Source organism: Actinoplanes sp. NPDC026623, assembly GCF_040638275.1.
Lineage (GTDB): Bacteria > Actinomycetota > Actinomycetes > Mycobacteriales > Micromonosporaceae > Actinoplanes.
Map to the genome: position 1 here is coordinate 1 of NZ_JBEZXZ010000037.1, position 25630 is coordinate 25630.

Annotated in this window: 25 protein-coding genes and 1 pseudogene; 4 read left to right on the forward strand and 22 right to left on the reverse strand. The window is 71.5% G+C overall.

What is annotated here, in order from left to right; all coding sequences use genetic code 11:
- From AB0F10_RS14220 to AB0F10_RS14240, 5 genes and pseudogenes are all read right to left on the reverse strand, one after another.
- A pseudogene (locus tag AB0F10_RS14220) lies at positions 1-828 on the reverse strand (hypothetical protein); the annotation flags it as partial.
- Positions 825-1931 carry a protein phosphatase 2C domain-containing protein gene (locus AB0F10_RS14225; protein ID WP_360623697.1) on the reverse strand — a complete coding sequence of 369 codons (1107 nt, stop codon included), beginning with the start codon at positions 1929-1931 and terminating at the stop codon, positions 825-827. The pseudogene AB0F10_RS14220 and the gene AB0F10_RS14225, both read right to left, overlap by 4 nt.
- A 4-nt stretch (positions 1932-1935) precedes the next feature.
- The gene (locus tag AB0F10_RS14230) at positions 1936-2613 is read right to left on the reverse strand and encodes a hypothetical protein (protein WP_360623699.1); all 678 of its coding nucleotides are present in this window, start codon (positions 2611-2613) and stop codon (positions 1936-1938) included.
- Between the two features lie 330 nt (positions 2614-2943).
- Positions 2944-4890 carry an alpha amylase C-terminal domain-containing protein gene (locus tag AB0F10_RS14235; protein WP_360623701.1) on the reverse strand — a complete coding sequence of 649 codons (1947 nt, stop codon included), beginning with the start codon at positions 4888-4890 and terminating at the stop codon, positions 2944-2946.
- Between the two features lie 61 nt (positions 4891-4951).
- On the reverse strand, positions 4952-7750 hold the full coding sequence (locus AB0F10_RS14240) for a DEAD/DEAH box helicase (RefSeq protein WP_360623703.1): 2799 nt from the start codon (positions 7748-7750) through the stop codon (positions 4952-4954).
- 85 nt (positions 7751-7835) lie between these two features.
- Between AB0F10_RS14240 and AB0F10_RS14245 the strand changes: the two genes are divergently transcribed.
- Positions 7836-8582, forward strand: coding sequence for an HAD-IA family hydrolase (locus AB0F10_RS14245; RefSeq protein WP_360623801.1), 747 nt, complete (start codon positions 7836-7838; stop codon positions 8580-8582).
- A 9-nt stretch (positions 8583-8591) separates the two neighbouring features.
- On the opposite strand, the gene AB0F10_RS14250 is transcribed toward AB0F10_RS14245, so the two are convergent.
- The 7 genes from AB0F10_RS14250 to AB0F10_RS14280 form a co-directional block, all read right to left on the reverse strand.
- A complete protein-coding gene (locus AB0F10_RS14250; RefSeq protein WP_360623705.1) occupies positions 8592-8786 on the reverse strand; it encodes a hypothetical protein in 195 nt (64 codons plus the stop codon).
- Positions 8787-8885: 99 nt separating this feature from the next.
- Complete coding sequence (locus AB0F10_RS14255) at positions 8886-9785, reverse strand: diacylglycerol kinase family protein (protein ID WP_360623707.1); 900 nt, start codon at positions 9783-9785, stop codon at positions 8886-8888.
- 26 nt (positions 9786-9811) lie between these two features.
- Complete coding sequence (gene tatC, locus AB0F10_RS14260; protein ID WP_360623709.1) at positions 9812-10774, reverse strand: twin-arginine translocase subunit TatC; 963 nt, start codon at positions 10772-10774, stop codon at positions 9812-9814.
- Between the two features lie 6 nt (positions 10775-10780).
- On the reverse strand, positions 10781-11074 hold the full coding sequence (gene tatA, locus AB0F10_RS14265) for a Sec-independent protein translocase subunit TatA (RefSeq protein WP_360623711.1): 294 nt from the start codon (positions 11072-11074) through the stop codon (positions 10781-10783).
- 165 nt (positions 11075-11239) lie between these two features.
- Positions 11240-11506, reverse strand: a complete 267-nt coding sequence (locus AB0F10_RS14270) for a hypothetical protein (RefSeq protein ID WP_360623713.1) — start codon at positions 11504-11506, stop codon at positions 11240-11242.
- Between the two features lie 10 nt (positions 11507-11516).
- Entirely contained in the window at positions 11517-12503 is a 987-nt protein-coding gene (locus tag AB0F10_RS14275; RefSeq protein WP_360623715.1) for a YafY family protein, read from the reverse strand.
- On the reverse strand, positions 12500-13495 hold the full coding sequence (locus tag AB0F10_RS14280) for a WYL domain-containing protein (RefSeq protein ID WP_360623717.1): 996 nt from the start codon (positions 13493-13495) through the stop codon (positions 12500-12502). The genes AB0F10_RS14275 and AB0F10_RS14280 overlap by 4 nt, the downstream gene beginning before the upstream one ends.
- 117 nt (positions 13496-13612) lie before the next feature.
- Here AB0F10_RS14280 and AB0F10_RS14285 point away from each other — a divergent pair, with 117 nt between their 5' ends.
- Positions 13613-14695 carry a DUF3866 family protein gene (locus AB0F10_RS14285; RefSeq protein ID WP_360623719.1) on the forward strand — a complete coding sequence of 361 codons (1083 nt, stop codon included), beginning with the start codon at positions 13613-13615 and terminating at the stop codon, positions 14693-14695.
- Between the two features lie 4 nt (positions 14696-14699).
- Here AB0F10_RS14285 and AB0F10_RS14290 read toward each other — a convergent pair whose 3' ends face one another.
- Positions 14700-14921 (reverse strand): hypothetical protein, encoded by a 222-nt coding sequence (locus tag AB0F10_RS14290; RefSeq protein ID WP_360623721.1) that lies wholly within the window; start codon positions 14919-14921, stop codon positions 14700-14702.
- Between the two features lie 25 nt (positions 14922-14946).
- Positions 14947-16305: a Pup--protein ligase gene (gene pafA / locus AB0F10_RS14295; protein WP_360623723.1), complete on the reverse strand. Its 1359-nt coding sequence runs from the start codon at positions 16303-16305 to the stop codon at positions 14947-14949.
- Between the two features lie 128 nt (positions 16306-16433).
- Here pafA and rfbB point away from each other — a divergent pair, with 128 nt between their 5' ends.
- Positions 16434-17408, forward strand: a complete 975-nt coding sequence (gene rfbB / locus AB0F10_RS14300; protein WP_360623725.1) for a dTDP-glucose 4,6-dehydratase — start codon at positions 16434-16436, stop codon at positions 17406-17408.
- Between the two features lie 217 nt (positions 17409-17625).
- Here rfbB and prcA read toward each other — a convergent pair whose 3' ends face one another.
- From prcA to arc, 6 genes are all read right to left on the reverse strand, one after another.
- Positions 17626-18456, reverse strand: coding sequence for a proteasome subunit alpha (gene prcA, locus AB0F10_RS14305; protein WP_360623727.1), 831 nt, complete (start codon positions 18454-18456; stop codon positions 17626-17628).
- A 60-nt stretch (positions 18457-18516) separates the two neighbouring features.
- On the reverse strand, positions 18517-19356 hold the full coding sequence (prcB, locus tag AB0F10_RS14310) for a proteasome subunit beta (protein ID WP_360623729.1): 840 nt from the start codon (positions 19354-19356) through the stop codon (positions 18517-18519).
- The gene (locus AB0F10_RS14315; protein ID WP_360623731.1) at positions 19275-19595 is read right to left on the reverse strand and encodes an endonuclease VII domain-containing protein; all 321 of its coding nucleotides are present in this window, start codon (positions 19593-19595) and stop codon (positions 19275-19277) included. Before AB0F10_RS14315 ends, prcB begins: the two co-directional genes overlap by 82 nt.
- Positions 19596-19617: 22 nt before the next feature.
- The gene (locus AB0F10_RS14320) at positions 19618-19833 is read right to left on the reverse strand and encodes a ubiquitin-like protein Pup (protein WP_023364349.1); all 216 of its coding nucleotides are present in this window, start codon (positions 19831-19833) and stop codon (positions 19618-19620) included.
- A 104-nt stretch (positions 19834-19937) separates the two neighbouring features.
- Complete coding sequence (gene dop / locus AB0F10_RS14325; RefSeq protein WP_360623733.1) at positions 19938-21455, reverse strand: depupylase/deamidase Dop; 1518 nt, start codon at positions 21453-21455, stop codon at positions 19938-19940.
- Positions 21456-21708: 253 nt separating this feature from the next.
- Positions 21709-23487, reverse strand: coding sequence for a proteasome ATPase (gene arc / locus AB0F10_RS14330; RefSeq protein WP_360623735.1), 1779 nt, complete (start codon positions 23485-23487; stop codon positions 21709-21711).
- A gap of 172 nt (positions 23488-23659) precedes the next feature.
- On the opposite strand from arc, the gene AB0F10_RS14335 reads away from it, so the two are divergent.
- Complete coding sequence (locus AB0F10_RS14335; RefSeq protein WP_360623737.1) at positions 23660-23956, forward strand: ferredoxin; 297 nt, start codon at positions 23660-23662, stop codon at positions 23954-23956.
- A gap of 58 nt (positions 23957-24014) precedes the next feature.
- Here the strand turns inward: AB0F10_RS14335 and AB0F10_RS14340 are convergent, their stop codons facing one another.
- The gene (locus AB0F10_RS14340; RefSeq protein WP_360623739.1) at positions 24015-24605 is read right to left on the reverse strand and encodes a hypothetical protein; all 591 of its coding nucleotides are present in this window, start codon (positions 24603-24605) and stop codon (positions 24015-24017) included.
- Between the two features lie 75 nt (positions 24606-24680).
- Positions 24681-25628: a tRNA (adenine-N1)-methyltransferase gene (locus tag AB0F10_RS14345; RefSeq protein WP_360623741.1), complete on the reverse strand. Its 948-nt coding sequence runs from the start codon at positions 25626-25628 to the stop codon at positions 24681-24683.
- Positions 25629-25630: the final 2 nt, after the last annotated feature.

Here is a 25630-nt window from a genome sequence, read left to right on the forward strand (position 1 = left end):
GTCGAGCCACTGCCCGGGCGCCGGCCGGCGGGCCGGGTCGGCGTCGAGACTGCGCTCGGCGAGCCCCCGCAGTCCGCCGCGCAGCCGGCGGCCGGCGGCGCGGACGTCGCGCACCTGCTGGTCGCCCGCGAAGAGGCGGACCGCGAGCAACCCGAACTTGTACGCGTCGGCGGCCCTGGTCGCGAGCTCCTCGGCGGTCCCGTCGCGGCCCGGAAGCTGCCACTCGGGCGTCTCGGCCTGCGCCAGCACCGAATCGCCGTCCAGGCGCATCGCGTCGCAGTCGAGGAAGTAGCAGCGCGGCCGGCCGGCGGCGCTGAACAACAGGTTGTTCGGGGACAGGTCACCGACGCAGACGCCGAGGCGGTGCAGCAGGGTCAGCGCCTCGCCGGTGTCGTGCAGCAGCTCCAGCCGCAGCCGGTCGTCGACCGCCAGCCCCCGCGAGCGCAGGTACGCCTCGTCGTTCAGCAGGTACTGCAGCTGCGCCAGCACGGTGGCGGGGCCGGCCGGCAGGGAGATCCGGACGGTGAACCGCTCGGGAACCCGCGGCATGAGGAAGCCGCGCACCACCCCGTCCTTGCGGACGATCGCCGTCGGCCAGGCGGCCAGCCCGAGCAGGGCGTCCGCATCCGGCCCACCCGGCGCGGCCAGCCGGATGAACCGGGTCAGCGCCACCACGTCGAGGTCGTCGACGAAGCGGGTGGCGTACTCCTTGTAGACCAGCCCGGGCTCCTCGGCCAGGGCGAAGACGGTGCCCTGGCCGCCGGAGCCGATGCGCGTGCGCGGTCCCAGGTCGGCCAGGCTCACCTCGGGCACCGGCGGGTCGCTCACCCGTCCGCCCGGGGGTGCCGGTCGCCCCCGGCCGGCCACACCGCCAGCACGGTGCGGTCGTCGTCGTGCGCGCCGCCGTCGAAGTCGAGCATCCAGGACAGCCGCGCCATCGGCGGCGGTGCGACCAGCCCGGCACCGAACAGCGCGCCCAGCTCCCCGGCGCCGTCCCCGAGCGGCTCGGCGAAGCCGTCCGTGCCCAGCACCAGCACGTCCTCGCCGTCGAGCTCCAGCTCCACCGGTTCGATCGCGGCGGGCACCCGGGGCAGGGCGGCGACGCCGTCCGGGAGCAGCTCGTCCTGCGGCGCGGACAGCGGTGCGAACAGCGGCGTCCACCGCCCGGCACGCAGCCGCCAGGCGGCCGAATCACCTATCCGGACGAGCTGGGCGGCGGCCCGGCCGGGTCCCGCCGGCCGGACCAGAGCCACGACGACGGTGCTGGCCAGCAACTGTTCGGCCCGGCGCGGGTCCGGCCCGAGCGATCCGACCGCGACCCCGGCCGGCCGGGCGGCCGCGCCCCCACCCGGACCACCCACGGCCCCGGCCGGACCGACCGGCGCCGCGGCCGGTTGGGTGTCCGCGGCCCCACCCGGACCAACCACGGCCCCGGCCGGACCGAGCGGCGCCGCGGCCGGTTGGGCGTCCGCGGCCCCGGCCGGAGCGGCCCGGACCGCGGCGAGCTGGTTGGCCGCGTATTCCACCAGGGACCACCCGGCGCAGCGCAGCAGGTCGAGCCAGTCGACCTCGGCACCGGCGTCCAGGGCGCGCAGCAGGTAGTCGACCGCGGTGCGGCACACCATCGTGGCACCGAGGTGCGACAGCCCCGCGTTGGAGACCCCGTCGGCGACCACCGCGATCACCGCCCCGGTGTCCGCGTGCAGGACGACCGCGCACTCGTCCTGGCGCGGCACGCCCTGTGCCCGGTGCGCCCGGCCACGCACCGCCGCGGCGCGCACCTCGAACGCCGCCGACGCCCATCCGTCGATCACCGTGTCCGGCCGGTACGGCTGCGTCGCCGGGGCGACCACGGGCGTCGCCGGGCCGGTGGCACCGAGGGCCGGGGGCACCCAGTCGAAGGCCCCGTTCACCGTGTCCCCGCGCGGCATCCGGTCACACCACGTCCACGGCCATCCGGAAGCTGTCCGGCCGCTCGACGACCAGCTCCGCGTCGGGCCCGCCGACGGCCTGCCCGGACTGGATGACGCTCTTGGTCAGTGCGGAGCAGAACTCCGCGATGGCCAGGCCGACCTCCACCCCGGGCATCGCGACGAAGGCGAACTCCGGCCGGGTGGCCACCCGCAGGATGGTCTCCGCGCGGGCCTCCCCGATGCCGCAGGCGATGATGTTCGGCGCGGTCGGCGTCCGCTCCCGGTCGGTGAGCTGATCGTACGGCCGCTGCCACTCCCCCGGGTCCGTCGGCTGGCCGTCGCTGAGGAAGAACACCGCCGGCCGGTGCACGGCGAAACCCTCCCGCTTCAGCGCGCGCACATCCGCCGGGATCCGGTCGAGCAGCAGGGAGAACGCGACACCGTACGCGGTGCCGCTGCGCACGGAGAGCTGCGGAAGCGCCGGCATGTTGCGCAGATCCGCGAGTGCCGAGTGGACGATCACGTCGTCGGAGAAGCCCAGGATCGAGAAGCGGACCTTGGCGGCGGCCATCGGCTCGCGCAGCAGCGCGTCGTGCAACGAGCGCAGCCCGGCGTTCAGCTCGTCGACGACGGGCGTCATCGATCGCGACTCGTCGGCAACCAGATAGACCGGAAGCACCCGGCCGGCCGTCTCGGACATACTCATCCCCCATCGGCTCATCGGACCTTCCGGTCCACTTCGGACACCTGAGCGCACCGGGATCGGCCTGGCCGGGGAGGTAAACCAAACCGCCGGCCGACCGGACCACGGATCCCGGGGACACGGCCGAAGGTAGCACCCCGAGACGAAGCGATCACGGCCCGCCGCATTGCCGGCCGCCAATCACCCGGGACGACGCGGATCACGGCGCGTCGCATCCGCCGGCACCACATCACCGTCCTCGACCGCCGCCATGGCCGGCCGCCGATCACGCCGGCACGGCGCGGATCACGGCGCGTCGCATTGCCGGCCGCCGATCACACCGGTCGCTCAGGCCGGGTCCCGGGTGAGGACCAGGATGCCGTTCGCCGGAACGGTCAGGCCCGCCGACTGCGCGAACCCGTGCAGCCCCGGCCCCGACGCCTCCACCGCGCCGCCGTTGCCGCTGACCCACGGGTTCGGGAAGTTGTCGTAGGCGTCGCTGTTGAAGACCTCGTGCCACCGGCCGGGCAGCGGCAGGCCGACCCGGAGGCTCCCGTCGTAGAAGGTGGACTCCGACAGGCTCAGCACCACCACCACGTCCCGCCCGGCCCCCGGCACCCAGCGCTGCCAGGCCAGCACCCGGTCCGCCGGCTGCCACACGGTGATCGGGTCCGCGCGCAGCGCCGGATGCCGGCGCCGCAGGTGGATCAGGTCACGGGTGAAGCGCAGGAAGTCCGCCATGTGCCGGTCCGCACCCTGCGCACCGTCCCACCAGATCAGCCGGTCGGCGCGGTCCGGGCTGTCGGACCAGAGCTTGTCCTCGAGGAACTCCTCGCCCATGAACAGCATCGGCACGCCCGGCGCAGTCAGGAGCACACCGGTCGCCGCGCGCGCCCGGCTGCGGGCGTACCAGGATCGGGGGTCGGCGGCGTCGGCGAGCCGGGCGATGCGCGGCTCGCGGTGGTCGTCCGCGTCCAGGACGAGGTCGTGGTTCTCCAGGCAGTGGTAGGACCGCCACCCGTGTTCCGAGGCCTGCCGCAGGCCGGCGCCGATCCGGCCGATGTGGACGGTCGCGCCGGCGCCGCGCGCGGCCTCGGCCAGGGTGCTCCGCACCGCGTCGCGGATCCCGTCGCTGTAGCCGATGTCGAAGCCCATCCCCTCGGGCGGGCGCTGCACGGCGAGCCGGCGCTGCTCGCCCCAGTACTCGGCGATCTGCACGGCGGACGGCTTGTGCCGGCGCAGTTCCGCGGTCAGCTCCTGGCAGAAGAACCAGCCGCCCTTGGCGTCGATGACCGACACCTCGTCGAAGCGCAGCCCGTCCGCGTGGTAGTGCTCCAGGAACATCCGGGCGTTGTCGATCAGATAGCGGCGCACCTCCGGGCCGGCGTAGTCGAACACGCGGCCGCCGGCCCAGCCGTCCCGCGTGAAGTAGGCGTTGTTGTCCGGGCCCGGCTCGGCGGGCAGGTCGATGTAGTCGATGCTCTGCGGGTCGAGCCCGCCGCCCGCGTGGTTGTAGACCACGTCGATCAGGACCGCGATGCCGTACAGGTGGCAGATGTCCACGAACGCCTTGAGCTGGTTGACCTGGCCGGCCAGCTCCGCCTCGGCGAGCGGCTCGGCGCCGCGCGCGCTCAGCAGGGCGTTGAGGAGTTCCAGGTACGGCGGCAGGTCCTCGGGCGCGACGCAGTAGTCCATCTCGGGCGAGAAGAGGTCGGTCCCGTTGTAGCCGAGGCTCCACGCGCCCTGGAACTCGACAACGGGCAGCGGCTGCACCGCGTTGACCCCGAGGTCCGCGAGGTACGGCACCCGCTGCACCGCGTCCAGCAGCTTCGCGACCCGCTTGGGCCGCCGGTCGTTCCCGTCGCCGTCGATCGCGTGGAAGACGCCGACGTGGAACTGGTAGACGATCAGGTCGGCGAGCTCCGGGGTCCGGAAGTCCGCGTCGTGCCACGGATAGGCGTCGTGGTCGACCACCAGCGCGTCGCAATCGGGGTATCCGTAGAGCTCCAGTTCGTAGGCGCGCGGGTCACGCTTGAAGCTGGTGCCGCCGGGGCCGTGCACCAGGAACCGGTACTTCGTGCCCGGGCCGATCCCGGGGAAGAATCCGGTCCAGTGCCCGGTGGCCGGGTCCTTGACCAGCTCGTCGGCGGGGTCGGGGCGGTAGCCGTCGATGCCGCCGAAGGCCACGTGGACGCGCTCGGCGGCGGGCGCCCAGAAGCGCATCGTGACGCCGCCGCCGATCAGGTCGGCGCCCATCGGGTTGGCCGGATTGATGTGGTCCTGTGCTGCGGGCATTCCTCGACGCTAGGCCGGGCCGCCGGGCGGCGAAAGCAGATCTCGGACGCTCGGTGCCGGGTCAGAGCACCGTCTGGTAGGCGAGCACTCCCCTGTTGACCGCGGTGATCGCCTTGCGGGCGGTGTCGCGGATGCCGGGCGTCGCGGCCGACGCGTCCCTGAGCTGGGTGAGCAGGTCCAGCACCTGGCGCGCCCAGCGGACGAAGTCGCCGGCCGGCATGTCGGACTCGTAGTTGTGCCCGCTCGCCAGCACCCGGGCCAGCGGCTCGCCGCGGGCCCACCGGTAGATCGGCCAGACGAAGCCCGGGTCGGGCTCGCGGGTCAGCGAGAGCCCGTGCGCGGCCTCGTCGGACTCGATCTCGGCCCACAGCTTCTGGCAGGCGTCGACCGCGGCGGTCGTCGCGCCCTTGGGCACCGAGGCCCGCTCGTCGCCCTCGCGGCGCGACTCGTAGAGCACCATGGACACCGCCGCCGCCAGCTCCTCCGGGGCGAGGCCCTCCCAGACGCCGCGGCGCAGGCACTCGGCGACCAGCAGGTCGGCCTCCGTCCAGATCCGGCCCAGCATCCGGCCGGCGTCGGTCACCTCGCCGTCGTCGGTCAGGTAGCCGCGGCCGGCGAGCACCGCGCAGACCTGGTCGAAGGTGCGCGCGAGCGAGCCGGTGCGCCCGGCGACCTTGTCACGCAGGGCGTCGGTGTCGCGGGCCAGGCGGTGCCGGCGCTCGGCCCAGCGGGCGTGGTCCTCGCGCTCGGGGCAGGCGTGGCAGGGGTGCTGGCGCATCTGCACCTTGAGCAGGGCGATCTCCGCGTCCTCGCCCGGCACGGCCCCCTTGCGGCCGCGGCGGCCGTTGGCGCCGACGTGCCGGTCCAGGCCGGTGGCGCTGACCGTGGCCGCCAGGTCACGCCGGGCCCCGGGGGAACGGTGGTTGAAGTGCTTGGGCACCCTGATGCGCTCGAGCACGTCGACCGCGCCGGGGAAGTCGGCCGGGCTGACCCGCCCGGCCCAGCGGTCCTGGGTGAGCACCAGCGGGCGCGGCTCGCCGAAGCCGCCGGTGACCGGCTCGAGCACCACGGCGAGGCCGGCCCGGCGGCCCTGCGGCACCCGGATGACGTCGCCGACGCGCAGCTTCTCCAGCGAGGACAGGGTGGCCGCGCGGCGCTGGGTGGCGCCCTGCCGGGCGATGGCCCGCTCGCGGTCGGCGATGGCGACCCGGATCGCGAAGTATTCGTCGAAGTCGCCGTGGTGGCAGGCGCCGTCGTCGCCGTAGGTCTGCATGGTCTCGACGTTGCGCTGCACCTGCCGGGCCAGGCCGACCACCGAGCGGTCCGCCTGGAACTGGGCGAACGACGACTCGAGCAGGTCGCGGGACTTGTCGGCGCCGACCGTGCCGACCAGGTTGACCGCCATGTTGTAGGACGGGCGGAAGCTGGAGCGCAGCGGATAGGTGCGGGTGGAGGCGAGGCCGGCCACGTGCCGCGGGTCGACCTCCGGGCCCCACAGCACGACCGCGTGGCCCTCGACGTCGATGCCGCGCCGGCCGGCCCGCCCGGTGAGCTGGGTGTATTCCCCCGGGGTCAGGTCGACGTGCGCCTCGCCGTTGAACTTGACCAGGCGCTCGAGCACCACGCACCGGGCCGGCATGTTGATGCCCAGCGCCAGGGTCTCGGTGGCGAACACGGCCTTCACCAGGCCGCGGACGAAGCACTCCTCGACGGCCTCCTTGAACGCGGGCAGCATGCCGGCGTGGTGCGCGGCGACGCCGCGCTCGAGCCCGTCCAGCCACTCCCAGTAGCCCAGGACCGTCAGGTCCTCGGCCGGGATGCTCGCGACCTTGGCCTGGGCGATGCGGCGGATCTCGGCGCGCTCGTCGACGTTGGTGAGCCGCAGCCCGCCGGCCAGGCACTGCTGCACGGCGGCGTCGCAGCCCGCGCGGCTGAAGATGAACAGGATCGCCGGGAGCAGGTCGGCCCGGTCGAGCCGGTCGACGATCTCGGCGCGCGGCGGCGGCTGCCAGCGGCGCGACCGGCTGCCGCGCGACTGCCAGCCCGGGCCCGCGGTGCGGTCCGTCAGCTCGAGCCGGCGCAGCATCTCGCGGGTGTAGCGCAGCAGCTCGGGGTGCACGTCGTGCTTGCGGGCCGCGTCGGCGTCGTGGAACAGGTCGAACATCCGCTTGCCGACCAGCATGTGCTGCCACAGCGGCACCGGCCGGTGCTCGCTGACCACCACCTCGGTGTGGCCCCGGACGGTGACCAGCCAGTCGGCGAACTCCTCGTAGTTGCTGACCGTGGCGGACAGCGACACCAGCGTCACCGACGACGGGAGGTGGATGATCACCTCTTCCCAGACCGCGCCGCGGAACCGGTCGGCCAGGTAGTGCACCTCGTCCATCACCACGTAGGCCAGGCCCTGCAGGCTGGTCGAGCCCGAGTAGAGCATGTTGCGCAGCACCTCGGTGGTCATGACCACCACGGGCGCGTCGCCGTTGATGACGTTGTCGCCGGTCAGCAGGCCGACCTGGTCGGCGCCGTAGCGCTCCACCAGGTCGTGGTATTTCTGGTTGGAGAGTGCCTTGATCGGTGTCGTGTAGAAGCACTTGCTGCGCACGCCGGTCGCGGCGGCACGCAGCACCAGGTGCACCGCGAACTCACCCACCACCGTCTTGCCGGCGCCGGTGGGTGCGCAGACCAGCACGCCGCTGCCGTGCTCGAGGACCTCGCAGGCCTGGCGCTGAAAGTCGTCGAGGTCGAATCCGACATCGAGCATGAAGTCGTCGAGGGCCGGGAACTCGGCCGCGCGGGCCGCCCGCCGCTTCGAAGCCGCATACCGTTCGGCGGGGCTCACATCGTCGGCAGGGCTCGTCATGAACACAAGGCTAGTGCTTACCTCTGACACAACGAAGGTCATGGCTTGCCGGGCGGTGCCGACAGCCGCGTCACAGGCGCTGGGTATGGTGCACGGCGTGCCGGATGCCGCCGAATCGACCAACCACCCCTCGCGCCGCCAGGTCGATGCCGTGCTCTTCGACTTCCACGGCACCCTCGCGCAGGTGGAGGAGCCGGTGACCTGGGTCGTCGCCGCCGCCGCGGCCTGCGGGCGCGAGCTGGAGCGGGGCAAGGCCACGATCCTGGCCGACCGCCTGGTCACCGCCGGCCGCGCCGGCGGGCCCCTGCCCTACCGCGTCCCGCTGCACCTCGCGGAGCACTGGGCCGACCGTGACCTCTACGAACACAGCCACCGGGCGGCATTCACGGGCCTGGCCGAGACGGTCAGCACCGACGTGGAGGGGCTGGCCGACGCCCTCTACGACCGGCTGCTCGGCCCGGCCGGCTGGCTGCCCTACGCGGACACCGAGTCCACCCTGCGCACCCTGCACGACGCGGGGATCAAGGTCGGGGTGGTGAGCAACATCGGCTTCGACATCCGGCCGCACTTCGCGGCCTGGGGGCTCGACGGCCTGGTCGACGCCTACGCGCTGTCGTTCGAGGTGGGCCGCACCAAGCCGGACCCGGCGATCTTCCTGCGCGCCTGCGGCATGCTCGGCGCCGACCCGGCGCGCACGCTCATGGTCGGCGACAGCCCGGCCGACGCGGGCGCCGTGCGGGCCGGCTGCGCGGCGCTGGTGCTCCCGGCCGCCGAGCCGGGACTGGCCAACGGCCTGAGCGCGACACTCGCCCTGGCCGGCTGCGCGACCTGAGGCAAAGGATCAGAGGTACGTGTCGACGAGCGTGCCGAGCGTGGCCGAGGCGACGCTGACCGGCTCCTGATCGGCGGCGGCCGCGACGTGATCCGCGATCGTGAGCGCGGCCGGCTCGCGCGTCTTCGCGGCGTTCGCGGCGGCGTCGGCCGACGCAAGGGTCGCGGTGGAGACGGTGCTCGAGCTCAGCGAACCGATCGACATGATGCCTCCCTGGTGTACGGCTTCACCGGTCCGTTCGGCCCCGCCGCGGTGGCGCTGACCCCGAGGCCACGACGGCAACCGGACCGCACCCGCGGCGGCTCAGCGCAGCAGCCGCAGCGCTCCGGGGACACACGACACGACCAGGTCCAGCGCGGCGACGCGCTCGCCGTCCGCGTACGCGAAAATGCCCTTGGAAGTGATTTTGATCTCCCGGGCGCGGTAGCTGGAGACCGCCGGATCGGTGACATGCGTGCCGCGGCGCAGGCGCGGCTTGAGCCGCGCCACCGCGCCGCGCCCGAGCGGGCCGGCCACCACGACGTCGAGCAGGCCGTCCGCCGGGTCGGCGTCCGGGCAGATCAGCATGCCGCCGCCGTAGCTCGGGCAGTTGCCGATGGCGACGAGCACGCCGCTGAGGCTGCGATCGACGCCGTCGAGCACCAGCGAATAGCCGCGCGGCCGCAGCCGGGCCAGCTCGAGCAGGATGGCCAGGTCGTAGCGGCGCGGGCCACGCGGCCAGCGCATCCGGTTGGCGCGCTCGTTGACGATCGCGTCGAAGCCCGCCGCCAGGACGGCACCGAACCAGCGCACGTCGCCCTCGGAGGTGGTCACCCGGGCCAGGTCGATCGCGGTGGCGCGCCCGGCGCGGACCGCCTCGGCGATCGCGTCGGCGGCGGCCAGCGGGTCCCCCGGCACGCCGGCGCCGGCCGCGAAGTCGTTGCCGGTGCCCGCCGGGACCATGCCGAAGCCGACGGTGGTGCCGGCCACCGCCTGCACCGCCCGGTGCAGCGTGCCGTCCCCGCCGACGGCGACCAGCGCGCCGACGCCCTCGGCGACCGCGCGGTGACAGGCCTTCTCGGCCTCCTCGGGGCCGGCCGCGCTCAGCAGCCGCACGGTGCGGCCGGAGGCGCCGAGCCGATCGAGAACCTTCGAAAGCAGACCGCGGTGCCGGCCCCTCCCCGCATGTGGGTTGGCCAGCACCGCGATGTCGTCGCTCGTCACAGCCGGGAGGGTACCCGGCCCGCCCGTCAGGTCATATCGTCGAATCGGCCCTCTAGCGGCAGCGGTTTCGACACGGGCTCCGGCGCCTCGACCGGCGACGGCGCCTCGACCCGGTCGCCCGCGGCGACCGGCTCCCGGTCGTCCTCGAGCGGCGAGATCGTGTCGTCGTCCAGGTCGGCGTAGAGCTCCTTGCCGCGGCCCTTGCGCTTGTCGTTGATCGCGGACACGCCGACGGCGATCAGATAGAGCACCACCATGCAGAACGCGAGCAGGGTCATGCCGAACGGGCCCGGGTCCGGCGTGGCGAGGGCGGCGAAACCGAAGGACAGGAAGACGACGATGCGCCACCAGCTCATCAGCTTGCGCGCGGAGACCACGCCGGTGAAGTTGAGCATCAGCAGGATCAGCGGGAACTCGAAAGCCACGCCGAACAGCAGGATCATGTTCGTCACGAAGCCGAGGTAGGACCCGATCTCAAGCTGGGACGTGACGCCCAGGATGCCGGCTTCCTGGATGAAGGCCAGGCTGTGCTTGACGACGAAGTACGCCAGCACCGCACCGCCGACGAACAGCGGCGCCGCGATCGCCACGAAGACGTACGCCCACTTGCGCTCGTGCCGGTGCAGGCCCGGCGCGATGAAGGCCCACAGCTGGTAAAGCCAGACGGGCGCACCGAGGATCAGGCCGATCCACAGGGCGATCTTCAGCTTGATGATGAGGGGGTCGATCACGCCGAGGACGACGAAGTTGCAGACCCGCTCACCCTCGGCGTTGATGACCCACGAGCTCTCCAGCGCGCAGTACGGCGCCTTGAGGATGTCGAACACCCAGCCGGAGATGAAGAAGCCGACGACCAGGCCGGCGAGGATGCCGAGCGACGCCCAGAAGAGGCGGTTACGCAGCTCCCGGACGTGCTCGATCAGGGTCATCGAGCCGTCGGAGGCCTGCTCGAACTTGCTCGGCCCCCGACGGCGCAGGGAAAGAGCCACGGTGGGTCAGCGGTCGTTGGTGCGCTGCACCGGGTCGACGTAGGGCTGAGCCGGCGGCGGCTGGGAGCTCTGCTGGCGGGGCTGCTGGATCTCGTTGGGCTCCAGCGGCTCGCGCGAGTATTGCGGCTCGGCCTTCTCGGCGACGTTGTCGTTGTCGTCGATGAGGCCCTTGGTTTCGGCCTTGATAATCCGCAGCGACCGGCCGAGCGACCGGGCCGCGTCCGGCAGCCGCTTCGCGCCGAACAACAGCACGAGGACGACTACGAAAATGGCGATGTGCCACGGCCTGAGGGCGCCCATGGGTAACTCCAGTCGATCGATCAGGGTCCTGACGAGTGATGCGGGTCCATCGTACGTGTGGTTGTTGTGAGAAACCCCTGCCGGAGGGGTTTGTTTGGGCTCCGGCCTCGAGGAATTACGACAACCACCCGAGAACGCCGCACGCTACCACGGCAAACACCACTTCTATAAGGAGTGTTTCCCGTTCAATGGGTGGCCCGGGCGGATCATCGCCAGCCGTTCCTGCATGATCTCGGCCCGCTCCTGCACCCCGGCGGCCGACCGTTCCAGCACGGCCGCGCGACGCTGCAGTTTCAACGCCTCCTGCTGGCGCCGGTCCAGCTTGCGCCCGGCGCGTTCCAGGGCCGGAAGCCGGCCCAGCACGGACAGCACGGCGGCCACCAGGATGATCAGGGCTAGCACCACCACCGCGATCACGATCCACATCACCATGGCGGAAATCTTAGGCGGTGGCGGGCGCCGGCGCCGCGTACTGGTCCAGCGCGGTCGTGGCCTGTTCGCGGATCCGGTCGACCAGCTCCACCGGGCCGACCACCGTCACGTCCGGCCCGAGGCCGAGCAGCAGCCGCTGCGCCCAGCCCAGGTCCGTGACCCGCATCGTCACGATCCACTCGTCCCCGTCGCGGCGAACCTCCTCACACGGGTAGTACTCGGTGATCCACCGGCTGCCCCGGCCGACGCGGAGCGTGACCAGCGGAAGATCCGGCGTCGGGTGGAACACGCCGTCGCTGACGTCGTGCGGCACCGCCCTGGCCGGCGGCGCAGAGGGCTCGTCCAGCTCGGTGAACGCGTCGATGCGGTCCACCCGGAAGAGCCGGGTGGCCTCGGCGCGGCGGCACCACGCCTCCAGGTAGGCGCGCGGCCCGACCATCAGCATCCGCATCGGGTCCACGACCCGATCGCTGGTCTCGTCCCGGGCGGCCGTGTAGTAGGTGAGCCGCAGCGCATGCCGGCGCTCGACCGCGCCGCGGATCGCGTCGACCTTCTCGGCGTTCGCGGGCAGCCGCACCGCGACCGGGGTGTCGACGAGGTCGCCGGTCGCATTCTCGATCTTGGCGAGGGCCCGCTCGATCGCGTCCCGCGACCCGATCCCCGGCGTCTCGGCCAGCATCCGCAGCGCCACCACCAGGGCCAGGGCCTCGTCCGGGTTGAGCCGCAGCGGCCGGTCGATGCCGGCGTCGTAGGTGATGGTCACCCGGTCGCCGTCGAGCGCCATGTCGATCAGGTCGCCCGGGCCGTAACCCGGCAGGCCGCAGACCCACAGCAGCTCGAGATCCTCGCGCAACTGGCGCTCGGTGATCCCGAAGGCGGCCGCCGCCTCGGCGACCAGAATCCCCGGGCGGGCGAGCAGGTAGGGCACGAGGTTGAGCAGCCGGCCCAGTCGGTCGGCCGAGGCCTTGTTCTCCCTGGTACGCGGTGCCGACGTCATCGAAGCACCGCGGGAAGCACCCGCTCGTGGCGCGCCACGACCTCCTTGAGCTGCTGGATGACCGCCTCGCGAAGCTCCGGCGGACCGTCCGCGCGCACGTCCGCGCCGTAGCCGACCAGCCGCGAGGCCAGCCACTCGACGTCGGAGTACGCAATGGTGAGGCGATCGCCGTCGGGGCCGGGCACGGTCTCCGTCGCGAGGCGGCGCAATCCGGCGGCCCGGCCGGGGCGCACGAGCACCGTGGCGCGCCCGTTCCGCTCGATCGGGCCGGACCAGCGCGCGACGTGGCTGATCAGGTCGACGTCCGCCGGCGGGGTGTATGCGCCCTCGGGGCCGACCGCGCGGACCGGCCCGACGATGCGCGACAGCCGGAAGCAGCGGGTGGCCTCGCGGTCCCGGTCGTGGCCGACCACATACCACCGGCCCTGCCAGCAGACGACGCCCCACGGCTGCAGGCGGCGGGTGGACGGCTCGTCGACCTCGGGCACGCGGTAGGAGAAGGTGACCGCCCGGCGGGACCGGGCCGCGCCGGTGAGCGGGCCGAACGCCGGGTCGACCGTGACGACCGGCTCCACCCCGAGGGTGGCCTGCGGGTCGACCTCGACGCCGGCGGCGCGCAGCTTGGCCAGCCCGGAGGACGCCGCGGCGGCGAGGCCGGCGTGCTGCCAGAGCCGGGCGGCGATGCCGACGGCGGCCGCCTCGTCCGGCTCGAGGGGGATCTCGGGTAGCGCGTACTCCCGGTGGGCGATGCGGTAGCCGGCCTCGGTGTCGAAGGCGCTCGACAGGCCGGTTTCGAGCGGAACGCCCAGCTCACGAAGCTCGGCCTTGTCCCGCTCGAACTTGCGCTGGAACGCCTCGTGGTCCCGCGGATCCTCGGGGTCGTGCTCGTAGCCGGGCACGGTCGCGGCGATCTGCGCGGCGGTCAGGAACCGTCGCGTGGACAGCAGGCAGATCACCAGGTTAACCAGGCGCTCGGTGCGGGTCCGCGACACGACCGAAACGCTAGCAGCAACGACGCCCGAAGGCGGTATGCGCAGGCCCCGCGCGGGTAACCCGGCGCGCGCCTCCTTCCGTCGAATCACCCTAAAGCGCCCGGTAGGGTCGCGGTCATGGTGCGCTGGCGATCAGGAACGGTCACGACGGTACGGCGTGAGTGGCACGGCGCCCTCGAACTGGACGTGACGACGCGGGAGGGCACGGTGCGCGCGCTCGCGTACCCGGAGCTGACCGGGGCGCCGGAGGCCGGCGACCGGGTGCTGCTGAACGTGGGCGCGCTGGTGATGGGCCTGGGCACCGGCGGTTACGCCCTGGTGGTCGCCCTCCCCGACCGCCTGCCCGGCGACCCGCCGGAATCCGGCGCCGACCGCGACTCGGGCCACCTGGTCAAGGCCAGGTACACGCCGTTGCAGGCGATCCTGCTGGGCGTGGACGAGGAGGCCTCACCGCACCGCGAGGTGATGGAGCGGGCGGACAGCCTCGAGGGCATGCCCGTGGTGACCGCCGACCTGCACTCGGCACTGCCCGCGATCCTGGCGGGCGTGCACGCGGACCGCCCGGACGCCCGGGTGGCGTACGTGATGACGGACGGCGGCGCCCTGCCGGCCTGGTTCTCCCGCACGCTGGACGGCCTGCGCGACCGGCTGGCCGGAACGGTGACGACCGGCCAGGCCTTCGGCGGCGATCTTGAGGCGAGCACGGTGCACACCGGCCTGCTGGCGGCGCGGCACGTCCTGGGCGCGGACCTGACGATCGTCGCGCAGGGCCCGGGCAACCTCGGCACGGGCACCGCCTGGGGCTTCTCGGGCGTCGCGCTGGGCGAGGCGATCAACGCGGTGGTGGCCCTGCGGGGCGCGCCGGTCGGATCGCTGCGCATTTCGGACGGCGACGCCCGCCCCCGGCACCGCGGTGTCTCACATCACAGCCTGACCGCGTACGGGAGGGTGGCGCTGGTGCCGGCGGACCTGGTGATCCCGGACGACCTGCCGGCGGACCTGGCGAAGGAGGTCGAGGCGGCCCTGGGGCCGCTGGCGGACCGGCACCGCCTGGTGCACGTGCCGACGGCCGGGCTGGACGCGGCGCTGCAGGCGAGCCCGGTGCGGCTGTCCACGATGGGGCGGGGCCTGGCGCAGGACCACGCCTATTTCATCGCGGCCGCCGCGGCGGGCCGGCACGCCGCCACGCTCATCCCCTGATCGGTCAGCCGAAGAAGATGATGCAGAGCCAGCCGAGCAGGATCAGGCCCAGCAGGGTCGCCATGAGCCAGGTCGGCATCCAGTGCTTGCCGCTGCGGGCCTGCACCACCTGGGCGCGAATGCGCTCACGCCGCCGGTCGACGCGCGCCCACAGGATGCCCTCGACCGTCCGGTGCGGTTTGCGGGTGGGCGGCTGCTGGTCGGGCTCGTATGCTGGCGTAGTCATGGCCCGACCAGCGTAGCGCCACCTCTCACATGCTGGCGATCAGGCGCTCCACCCGCTCGTCGTAGGCCCGGAACGGGTCCTTGCACAGGACCGTGCGCTGCGCCTGGTCGTTGAGCTTGAGATGGACCCAGTCGACCGTGAAGTCGCGGCGCTTCTCCTGCGCGTGCCGGATGAACTCGCCGCGCAGCCGGGCCCGGGTCGTCTGCGGCGGGGTCTCCTTCGCCTCGAAGATCTCGAGGTCGTTGGAGATCCGGTCGACCTGCCTGCGCTTCTCCATCAGCGCGTACAGGCCGCGACCGCGGCGCACGTCGTGGTACGCCAGGTCGAGCTGCGCGATCCGCGGGTGGCTCATCGGGATCTCGTGCTTGGCCTGGTAGCGCTCGATCAGCTTGTACTTCGACACCCAGTCGATCTCGCGGGAGACCGGGTTGAGGTCGCCGTCCTCGATCGCGTTGAGCACCCGGCCCCACAGCTCGACGACGCGCTTGGCGGTCGGGTCGCCGCCACGGCGCTCGACGAACTCGGTCGCCTTCGCCAGGTATTCCTGCTGGATCTCGAGGGCGCTGACCTCCTTGTTGTTGGCCAGACGGATCTTGCGGCGGCCGGTGATGTCGTGCGAGACCTCGCGGATCGCCCGGATCGGGTTCTCGAGCGACAGGTCGCGCATCACCACGCCGGCCTCGATCATCCGCAGCACGATGTCGGCGCTGCCGACCTTGAGCAGCGTCGTGACCTCGTTCATGTTGGAGTCGCCGACGATGACGTGCAGGCGCCGGTAGCGCTCGGCGTCGGCGTGCGGCTCGTCGCGGGTGTTGATGATCGGGCGGCTGCGCGTCGTCGCGCTGGAGACGCCCTCCCAGATGTGCTCGGCGCGCTGCGAGAGACAGAACACCGCGCCGCGCGGCGTCTGCAGCACCTTGCCGGCGCCGCAGATGAGCTGGCGGGTGACGAGGAACGGGATGAGGACGTCGGCGAGACGGCCGAACTCCCCGTGGCGGCTCACGAGATAGTTCTCGTGGCAGCCGTAGGAGTTGCCGGCCGAGTCGGTGTTGTTCTTGAACAGGTAGATCTCACCGGCGATGCCCTCGTCGTGCAGCCGCTTCTCGGCGTCGACCAGCAGGCCCTCGAGGATCCGCTCGCCGGCGCGGTCGTGGGCGACCAGGTCGGTGACGGAGTCGCACTCGGGCGTCGCGTATTCGGGGTGGGAGCCGACATCGAGGTAGAGGCGGGCACCGTTGCGGAGGAAGACATTGCTGGAGCGTCCCCAGGACACCACTCGGCGGAACAGGTAGCGGGCCACCTCGTCGGGCGACAGCCGCCGCTGCCCCCGGTAGGTGCACGTGACTCCGTACTCGGTTTCGAGGCCGAAAATTCGCCGTTCCATGACGAAACACTAGCCTCACAAGTGCCACGAGCGGCAGTGACAACGCGCCGTTTCACCGATGCACAGCGTGTTCTCGCCCGCCGTAGATCAACTTTCAGGCCCGCGACCTGCGGATACACTCTCGCCTGATGAATCTTCTGATCACCGGCGGCGCCGGCTTCATCGGCTCCCACTTCGTCCGCACCGTGCTCGCCGACGCGCTGCCCGGGCTCGAGGGCGCCCGGATCACCGTGCTGGACAAGCTCACCTACGCCGGCAACCCGGCCAACCTGGGCCCGGTGCACGGCAGCCCGCGCCTCGATTTCGTACCCGGTGACATCTGCGACGCGGCCCTGGTCGAATCGGTCCTGCCACGACACGACGCGGTCGTGCACTTCGCCGCCGAGTCGCACGTCGACCGGTCGATCGCGGGCGCGGCGGAGTTCGCCACGACCAACGTGGTCGGCACCCAGGTGCTGCTGGACGCGGCCCTGCGGCACGGCACGTCCCGCTTCGTGCACGTCTCCACCGACGAGGTCTACGGCTCGATCGCCGAGGGCGCCTGGACCGAGGCGTCGCCGGTGGCGCCCAACTCCCCGTACGCCGCCACCAAGGCCGGCTCGGACCTGCTGGCGCTGGCCTACCACCGCACCCACGGGCTGCCGGTCGTGGTGACCCGCTGCGCCAACAACTACGGGCCCTACCAGCACCCGGAGAAGGTGATCCCCCGCTTCGTCACGAACCTCCTCGACGGCCGCACGGTGCCGCTGTACGGCGACGGGAGCCAGGTGCGCGACTGGGTCCACGTGGACGACCACTGCCGGGGTCTCGCGCTGGTGCTGCTGCGGGGGCGGGCCGGCGAGATCTACCACGTCGGCGGCAGCGAGGAACTGTCGAACCGGGACCTGACCGCGTTGCTGCTGAAGGCGTGCGGCGCGGGCTGGGACCGGGTCGTGACGACCGAGGACCGCAAGGGCCACGACCAGCGCTACGCCCTCGACGACGACCGGATCCGCCGCGAACTCGGATACCGGCCCCGGGTGGACTTCGCCGCCGGCCTGGCCGAGACGGTGCGGTGGTACCGCGACCATCGCGACTGGTGGCGCCCCCTGGTCACCGACTGACCCATGCCGTCAGGCCGGGCGCGGGGTCCGCAGTGGTGCCCCGGGAGACCGCCTCCGAATCGCGGTCCCGCCTGCGCGGCAGGCCGGCACGGCACGGCACGGCAGACCAGCACGGAAGGCCGGCGCCGGAGCTGGTGCCCTCGGCGCGACCGCATGCGGCGCCACCCCGACCCGGCCGCGGCGGCGGGCGGGGTGGGCCTGCGATGCGGGCCGCGCGTCAGGAGCCGTCTTTGCCGGGCTGCTCCTTGCCCTCGAGGTCCGTCGATGCGGCCGACACGGTCGGCTTGGCCTCGCCGGGTACCGGCGGGGCCACGTCGCCGGCCTCGCCGATCTCCTTCTCGGGCTGGTCCTTGCCGCCCTCGAGCAGCGTGGTCAGCGCCGCGCCGGAGATCCGGCGGAAGGCGCGGCCCATCCGGCGGCGGTCCAGCACCGCCACCTCGAGCTGGGACGCGCCCAGCGTGCGCGGTGCGCCGTTCTCGCCGCCGACGCTGGCCAGGCCCTCGACGGCCAGCGCCAGCGCGGTCGGCAGGTCCGCGGCGACGTCGTGCCGGGACTTGAGCACCGTCGAGATGGCCTCGGCCGAGCCGCCCATGGCCATGAAGCCCGGCTCGTCCTGCACGGAACCGTCGTAGGTGATCCGGTAGAGCTCGTCGGCGTCCGGCGAGGTGCCGACCTGCGCAACGCAGATCTCCACCTCGTAGGGCTTCTGCGTCTCCGAGAAGATCGCACCGAGCGTCTGGGTGTATGCGTTGGCGAGCGCCCGGCCGGTCACGTCCCGGCGGTCGTAGGCCAGCCCGTTGAGGTCTGCCATCCGCACGCCGGCCCGGCGCAGGCTCTCGAACTCGTTGTAGCGGCCGACTGCCGCGAAGCCGATCCTGTCGTAGAGCTCGCTGATCTTGCGCAGCGAGGTGAGATTCTCGGCGACCAGCAGTACGCCGCCCTCGTAGGTGAGGACGACGGCGGAGCGGCCGCGGGCGATGCCCTTGCGGGCGTACTCCGAGCGGTCGCGCTGGACCTGCTCGGGTGAGGCGTAGAACTGCATGGCCACGGGTGGCTACTCCTTCAATGACCGGATGACGGGCTCTGGCTCGAGGACTGCCGGGCGAGATCAGCCGCCCGGGTTCTCCATCCGTCCGGCGACCACTGCCTCGGCCACCGCGCTGATCTCGGCCTCGGTGAGCCGGTGGGTGCTGTCCGCCGTCGCGGTCATCACCACCGGGTAGATCTTGCGGGTCAGGTCGGGCCCACCGGTCGCCGTGTCGTCGTCGGCGGCGTCGTAGAGCGCCTCCACCGCCAGGTGGATCGCGTCGGAGGTGCTGACACCCGGGCGGTACTTCTTTTTCAGCGCCGACTTGGCGAACAGCGAACCGGAGCCGATCGCGTCGTAGCCGGTCTCCTCGTAGAGGCCGCCCGCGACGTCGAAGCTGAAGATGCGCCCGGCCCGTGACGGGTCGGACGGGGACAGGTCGAAGCCCGCGAAGAGCGGGACCACGGCCAGGCCCTGCATGGCCGCACCGAGGTTGCCGCGCACCATCGCGGCGAGCCGGTTGGCCTTGCCGTCGAGGGACAGCATCGCGCCCTCGATCTTCTCGTAGTGCTCCAGCTCGACCTGGAACAGGCGCATCAGCTCGATGCCGATGCCCGCCGTGCCGGCGATGCCGATCAGCGAGTAGGCGTCCGCCGGGTGCACCTTTTCGATGTCCCGGCTGGCGATGAGGTTGCCCATGGTGGCGCGCCGGTCGCCCGCCATCACGACACCCTCGGCACTCGCGATGGCGACGATGGTCGTGCCGTGCGGCGCTATGTCGGCGGACATCCCCGGCGGCAGCGGCCGGCGACCCGGCAGCAGCTCGGGGGCCGCATGGCTCAGGAACTGCGTGAAGGAGGACGTCCCCGCATTGGTGAACACATCTGGAAGACGCCCGGATGGATCAAAACCCGCTGCCACGTGGTTCCTTTCAGATACGTGATCGCTTCGGCGAGGAGTTCCGGGCTGTCCCGGAACTGCCCGAGGCCGCCGTCGCAGTTGAAGCACAATATCCCGCGCACCCATCCGGTGCGATGATCGTGGTCGAGGTGTTGGGGATCGGCTGCGCCACAGATGGCGCAGCGGCCTTCCTGAGCCAGCAGCATCTCGTCGAACTCGACCGAGCTGTGGCCGTTGCGGTCATCAAGCCCCCGTGGCATGTCCGCTTCGCCCCCTCTGGCGCTACTCGCCGCCCTTTTGGACGTAACCTCGCACGAACTCCTCGGCGTTCTCCTCCAGCACGGAGTCGATCTCGTCGAGCAGGTCGTCGACGTCCTCGGTGATCTCTGCGTGGCGTTCGGCAACCTCAGGGTTGGCCTCGGTGGTGACGTCCTCGATCTCCTCGTCGCGCTTGCCCTTGCCGGACTGCGACTGACCGCCGGTGTCTCGCGTTGCCATGGCTGTCCCCCTTCATGACCCAACTGGTTCGGGTTGGGAAAAACTTACCTCGCGGGTACGACGAAAACGCCCGTCGTCACGGGTGTTTCTCGCCCGCGCGGCCGTCAGCGGCTCGTGATCACTTCGAGTAGGTCCTTCGCGGTGTCGCACTTGTCGAACAGGGCGCCGACGTGCTTCTTCGTGCCCCGCTCCGGCTCCATCATCGGGACGCGCACGAGCGATTCGCGCCCCACGTCGAAGATCACCGAATCCCAGCTCGCCGCGACCACTTCGGACGCGTAGCGGGCCAGGCACTCACCGCGGAAATAGGCCCTGGTGTCCTCGGGCGGCTTCACCATCGCGCGATGGGTCTCCTCGTCGTCCAGCAGCGTCTTCATCGAGCCACGGGCGACCAGGCGGTGGTACAGGCCCTTCTCCGGGCGTACGTCCGAATACTGCAGGTCGACCAGCTGGAGCTTCGGCGACGACCAGGTCAGGTTCTCCCGGTCGCGGTAGCCCTCGAGCAGGCGCAGCTTGGCGACCCAGTCGAGCTGGTCGGAGAGCTGCATCGGGTCCCGGCCGAGCTGGTCCAGGATGTCCTCCCAGCGCTGCAGCACGTCGACGGTCTGCTCGTCGGTGTCCGCGCCGTAACGCTCGTCGCAGAAGTTCTTCGCCCGTTCGTAGTACGCCCACTGCAGGTCGAGGGCGGTGAGCCGGCGCCCGTCGCGCAGGCGCATCAGGTGCTGGAGCGACGGGTCGTGGCTGACCGCCTTGAGCTCGGAGACGGGGTCGGCCACGCCCAGGTCGCCGGTGAAGACCTTCTCCTCGATCATGTTGAGGATCAGCGCCGTCGTGCCGACCTTGAGGTAGGTCGAGATCTCCGAGAGGTTCGCGTCGCCGATGATCACGTGCAGGCGGCGGTACTTGTCGGCGTCCGAGTGCGGCTCGTCGCGGGTGTTGATGATCGGCCGCTTCAGGGTGGTCTCGAGACCCACCTCGACCTCGAAGAAGTCGGCGCGCGAGGAGATCTGGAAGCCGGCGCCGGTGCCGTCCTGGCCGATGCCGACGCGGCCGGCGCCGCAGAAGATCTGCCGGGTCACGAAGAACGGGGTCAGGTGCGCCACGATGTCGGCGAACGGCGTCTGCCGGCGCATCAGGTAGTTCTCGTGCGCGCCGTACGAGGCGCCCTTGTTGTCGGTGTTGTTCTTGTAGAGCTGGATGCGGTGCGTGCCGGGGATCGTTGCGGCCCGTCGCGACGCCTCGGCCATGACCCGCTCGCCGGCCTTGTCCCAGCGGACGATGTCCAGCGGGTTGGTGCACTCGGGGGTGCTGTATTCCGGGTGCGCGTGGTCCACATAGAGCCGGGCGCCGTTGGTCAGTATCACGTTGGCCAGGCCGAGGTCCTCGTCGGCGAGCGCGTCGGCCGGGTCGTACGCGGCACCGGAGTAGGTGAAACCGCGGGCGTCGCGCAGCGGCGACTCCTCCTCGTAGTCCCACCGGGCCCGGCCGCCGCGGTTCAGCTCCGGGCGCGCCCCGTAGGCGTTTACCACCTGGGACGAGGTGACCATCGGGTTGGCGCCGGGCTGCCCAGGCACGGAAATGCCGTACTCGACCTCGGTACCCATGATCCGTCGAACGCTCATGCCATTCCCTCCGCTGGCGCTCCGGGAATGACATTCGTCGAGCGCAGAGTTGTTGATTCGCTCGCGAGCTCGCTCATGCCGACCACCCGACCCGCCACTGTGCTGCCGTTGCCCATGTATCGAGCCTAGACGCTTCCGTACCGGTTCTCCGCTTTGGCCGTACTCGCCACGATACGCAGAGTAGAGATGCACAACGCGGACGAGGGGCGCCTCGTAGCGCCTCCCCGCCCGCGTCGGGCGTTGCTATGGCTTCCTACAGGTACTGACCGGTGTTGCTGGCCGTCTCGATCGAGCGGCCGGCCTCTGCGCCCTTGCCACCGGAGACCAGCGTGCGGATGTAGACGATCCGCTCGCCCTTCTTGCCGGAGATGCGGGCCCAGTCGTCGGGGTTGGTCGTGTTGGGCAGGTCCTCGTTCTCCCGGAACTCGTCGACGCAGCTGTCGAGCAGGTGCTGCAGCCGGAGGCCCTTCTTGCCGGAGGTGAGGAACTCCTTGATCGCCATCTTCTTGCCGCGGTCGACGATGTTCTGGATCATCGCGCCGGAGTTGAAGTCCTTGAAGTACAGGACCTCCTTGTCACCGTTGGCGTAGGTGACCTCCAGGAAGCGGTTCTCCTCGGACTCCGTATACATCCGCAGGACGACCGCCTCGATCATGGCCGCGACCGTCATGTCCCGGTCGCCGCCGTGCTCGGTCAGGTCGTCGCTGCTCAGCGGCAGGCCGCTGAGGATGTACTTGGCGAAGATGTCCTTCGCCGCCTCCGCGTCCGGGCGCTCGATCTTGATCTTCACATCGAGGCGGCCGGGGCGCAGGATCGCCGGGTCGATCATGTCTTCCCGGTTGGAGGCGCCGATGACGATGACGTTCTCCAGGCCCTCGACGCCGTCGATCTCGCTGAGCAGCTGCGGGACGATGGTGTTCTCCACATCGGAGGAGACGCCGGAGCCACGGGTCCGGAATATCGAGTCCATCTCGTCGAAGAACACGATGACCGGCGTGCCCTCGCCGGCCTTCTCCCGGGCCCGCTGGAAGACCAGGCGGATGTGCCGCTCGGTCTCACCCACGTACTTGTTGAGCAGCTCGGGACCCTTGATGTTGAGGAAGTAGCTGGTGTGCTTCTCCTCGCCGCGGCGCTCGGCGATCTTCTTCGCGAGCGAGTTGGCGACCGCCTTGGCGATCAGGGTCTTGCCGCAGCCGGGCGGGCCGTAGAGCAGAATGCCCTTCGGCGGGCGCAGCTGGTGCTCCCGGAACAGGTCCGCGTGCAGGAACGGCAGCTCCACCGCGTCGCGGATCTGCTCGATCTGCGAGTGCAGACCGCCGATGTCGGTGTAGTCGACGTCGGGAACCTCTTCGAGGACGAGCTCCTCGACCTCGCTCTTCGGGATGCGCTCGTACGCGTACGCAGAGCGCGGCTCGATCATGAGCGAGTCGCCCGCACGCAGCTTCGACACCAGCAGCGAATCGGCCAGGTGGACGATCCGCTCCTCGTCGGCGTGCGAGATCACCAGCGCCCGGTCGCCCGGACCGCCGGCGGGATCCTCGAGAATCTCCTTGAGGAGGACTACCTCACCGACCCGCTCGTAGCCGAACGCGTCGACCACGTTGAGCGCGTCGTTGAGCAGGACCTCCTGCCCCCGCCTGAGCTCCTCGACCTCCAGCGACGGGGAAACCGCCACCCGGAGCTTGCGTCCGCCCGTGAAGACATCGACTGTGCCGTCCTCGTGGGCGGCAAGGAATACGCCGTAGCCGCTGGGCGGCTGGGCGAGCCGGTCAATCTCCTCTTTGAGAGTGACGATCTGAGCACGGGCTTCCTTGAGGGTCGCCACGAGCCGGTCGTTGTTCTCGGTCAGTCGAGCGAGCTGCGACTGCGTTGCCGCGAGCCGTTCCTCGAGCTGCCGGACGTGTCGGGGGCTTTCGGTCAACTTGCGCCGTACCAGAGCCAGCTCCTCTTGCAGGAACGCAACCTGGCTGGAGAGATCGTTGGCCTCTTTCTCCCAACGTGCGGCGCCTGACGCTTCGTCGCTACGTGCCACGTCCCACCTCCCCGGGGGCTCGAACGTCTTGGTGATAACACTAGCCGCTGTGTGGCGGTTTTCGACCCATGCAACACCCTCGTCACTGAACCTTGATCGATTCGGCCAGGTACCCGCACCGAGTGGTCAGAGCCGTCGGGTAACGTCGGTCGGGGCGAGGCAGGGGAGGCAGATGGTGTCGGCACAGACCGAGACGGACGAGCTTGAGGTCTGGGTGGATCAGGACCTGTGCACCGGTGACGGACTGTGTGTGCAGTACGCACCCGAGGTGTTCGAGTTCGACATCGACGGGCTCGCATACGTCAAGGACAGTGCGGGTGAGCTGCTGCAGAACCCCGGAGTGCGCACGGGGGTGCCGGCCCGGCTGCGCCTCGAGGTGATCGACGCGGCCAAGGAATGCCCGGGCGATTGCATCCACGTCGTGCGCACCGGCGACGACGTCGAGGTCGCCGGGCCCGACGCGGACTGAGGCACGGAATTCCGCCCCGCCAGACCGTACCGGTACCCGTCCGGCGGGGCGAAAAATGTCACAGGGTTGGGCGACCAACCAAAGATGCGACAACTCGGGAAAATTCTTCCAATCGGGCGATTTGCCCCGGACCGCCGTCGTCGAGCGTCTTGCCGAAACGCAGCGCGTCGTGCCGCAGCGCGGTCCGGCCCTCGTCCTCTGCCATCCCCGGCGGCGGCACCGCGTCGTCCACGGAGCTCAGCAGCAGATAGACGTCGATGCTGTCGACCCGGGCCTGCCCGGTCGCCGTACGGGTGAGCCGGCGGCGGCAGCCCACCTCGGTGACCGTCGAGAGCGGCACCACCCGCAGCGACGAGGTCATCGAGCCGACCGGGCCGTCGCCGGGCGCCACGTCCTCGCCGTGCCAGAGCACCAGCCGGCTGCCGTCGCAGATGACGACCTCCTGCCAGACGCCGTTGACCTCGTTGACGAAGCGCTCCAGCGTGAAGCACAGCACGGACGCGCCGCGCAGCACGCCGAAGAGGGCGTCGAGCGCCACCTCGGGATCGCGCAGGTAGGCCCGGGCGGCCGAGTCCAGGTCCTCGTAAGGCGACCAGTCCGGGAAGACCGCCGGCATCTCGTTACTGCCACCGAACGGCGGAGAACTCATCGCGCCCACCCGTCCCCTCCGCTCCCAAACCCCATCGAAACCCGCGACGGAAACTACCGGATCCGCCTCGGGCCGTCACACCCCGGTATCGTCGGCCGTCTCCGTACGCTCGGCCGCGAGGGCGGCCAGTACGGCCTTGCGCTGGGCGTACGCCTCGGCGCCCTTGCTCGGCTTGCGGCGCCGCGGCGGGGCGGTCACGCCGGGCGCCAGCCGGCGCGACGAGACCAGGAACGCGGTGTGCGCGATCATCCGGTGGTCGGGGCGCACGGCGAGGCCGTCCGCGTGCCAGTCGCGGACCAGCGACTCCCAGGCCCGGGGCTCGGTCCAGCCGCCGCGCTCGCGCAGCGCCTCGACAAGCTCGGAGAGCTGCGGGGTGGTGGCAACGTAGCCGATGAAGACGCCGCCGGGCACCAGCGCGCGCTCGACCATCCCGAGGGCCTCCCAGGGGGTCAGCATGTCGAGCACGATCCGGTCGAAGCCCTCGCCCTCGGCCTCCGCCACGTCGCCGCGGTGCAGGTGCCAGGCGGGGTGCGGCCCGCCGAAGAACGCCTCGACGTTCTTGCGCGCCACCGCCGCGAAGTCGTCGCGCAGCTCGTAAGAGTGCAGCTCGCCGGTGCTGCCGACCGCCCGCAGCAGCGAGCAGGTCAGCGCGCCCGACCCGGCGCCCGCCTCCATGACCTTGGCGCCCGGGAAGATGTCACCCATGGCGACGATCTGCGCGGCGTCCTTCGGGTAGATCACCTGGGCGCCGCGCGGCATGGAGAGCACGTAGTCGGAGAGCAGCGGGCGCAGCGCGAGGTAGGCCGTGCCGCCGCTGGAGACCACGACGCTGCCCTCGGGCAGGCCGATCAGGGTGTCGTGCTCGAGGGCGCCACGGTGGGTGTGGAAGGCCTTGCCGGGCTCCAGCACGATGGTGTGCATGCGGTTCTTGGGATCCGTGAGCTGCACGCGGTCGCCCTCGCGGAACGGCCCGCGGTGGGCGGGCACTGGCTCGTCGACGACGGTGGTGGGTTGCACAGTCACTG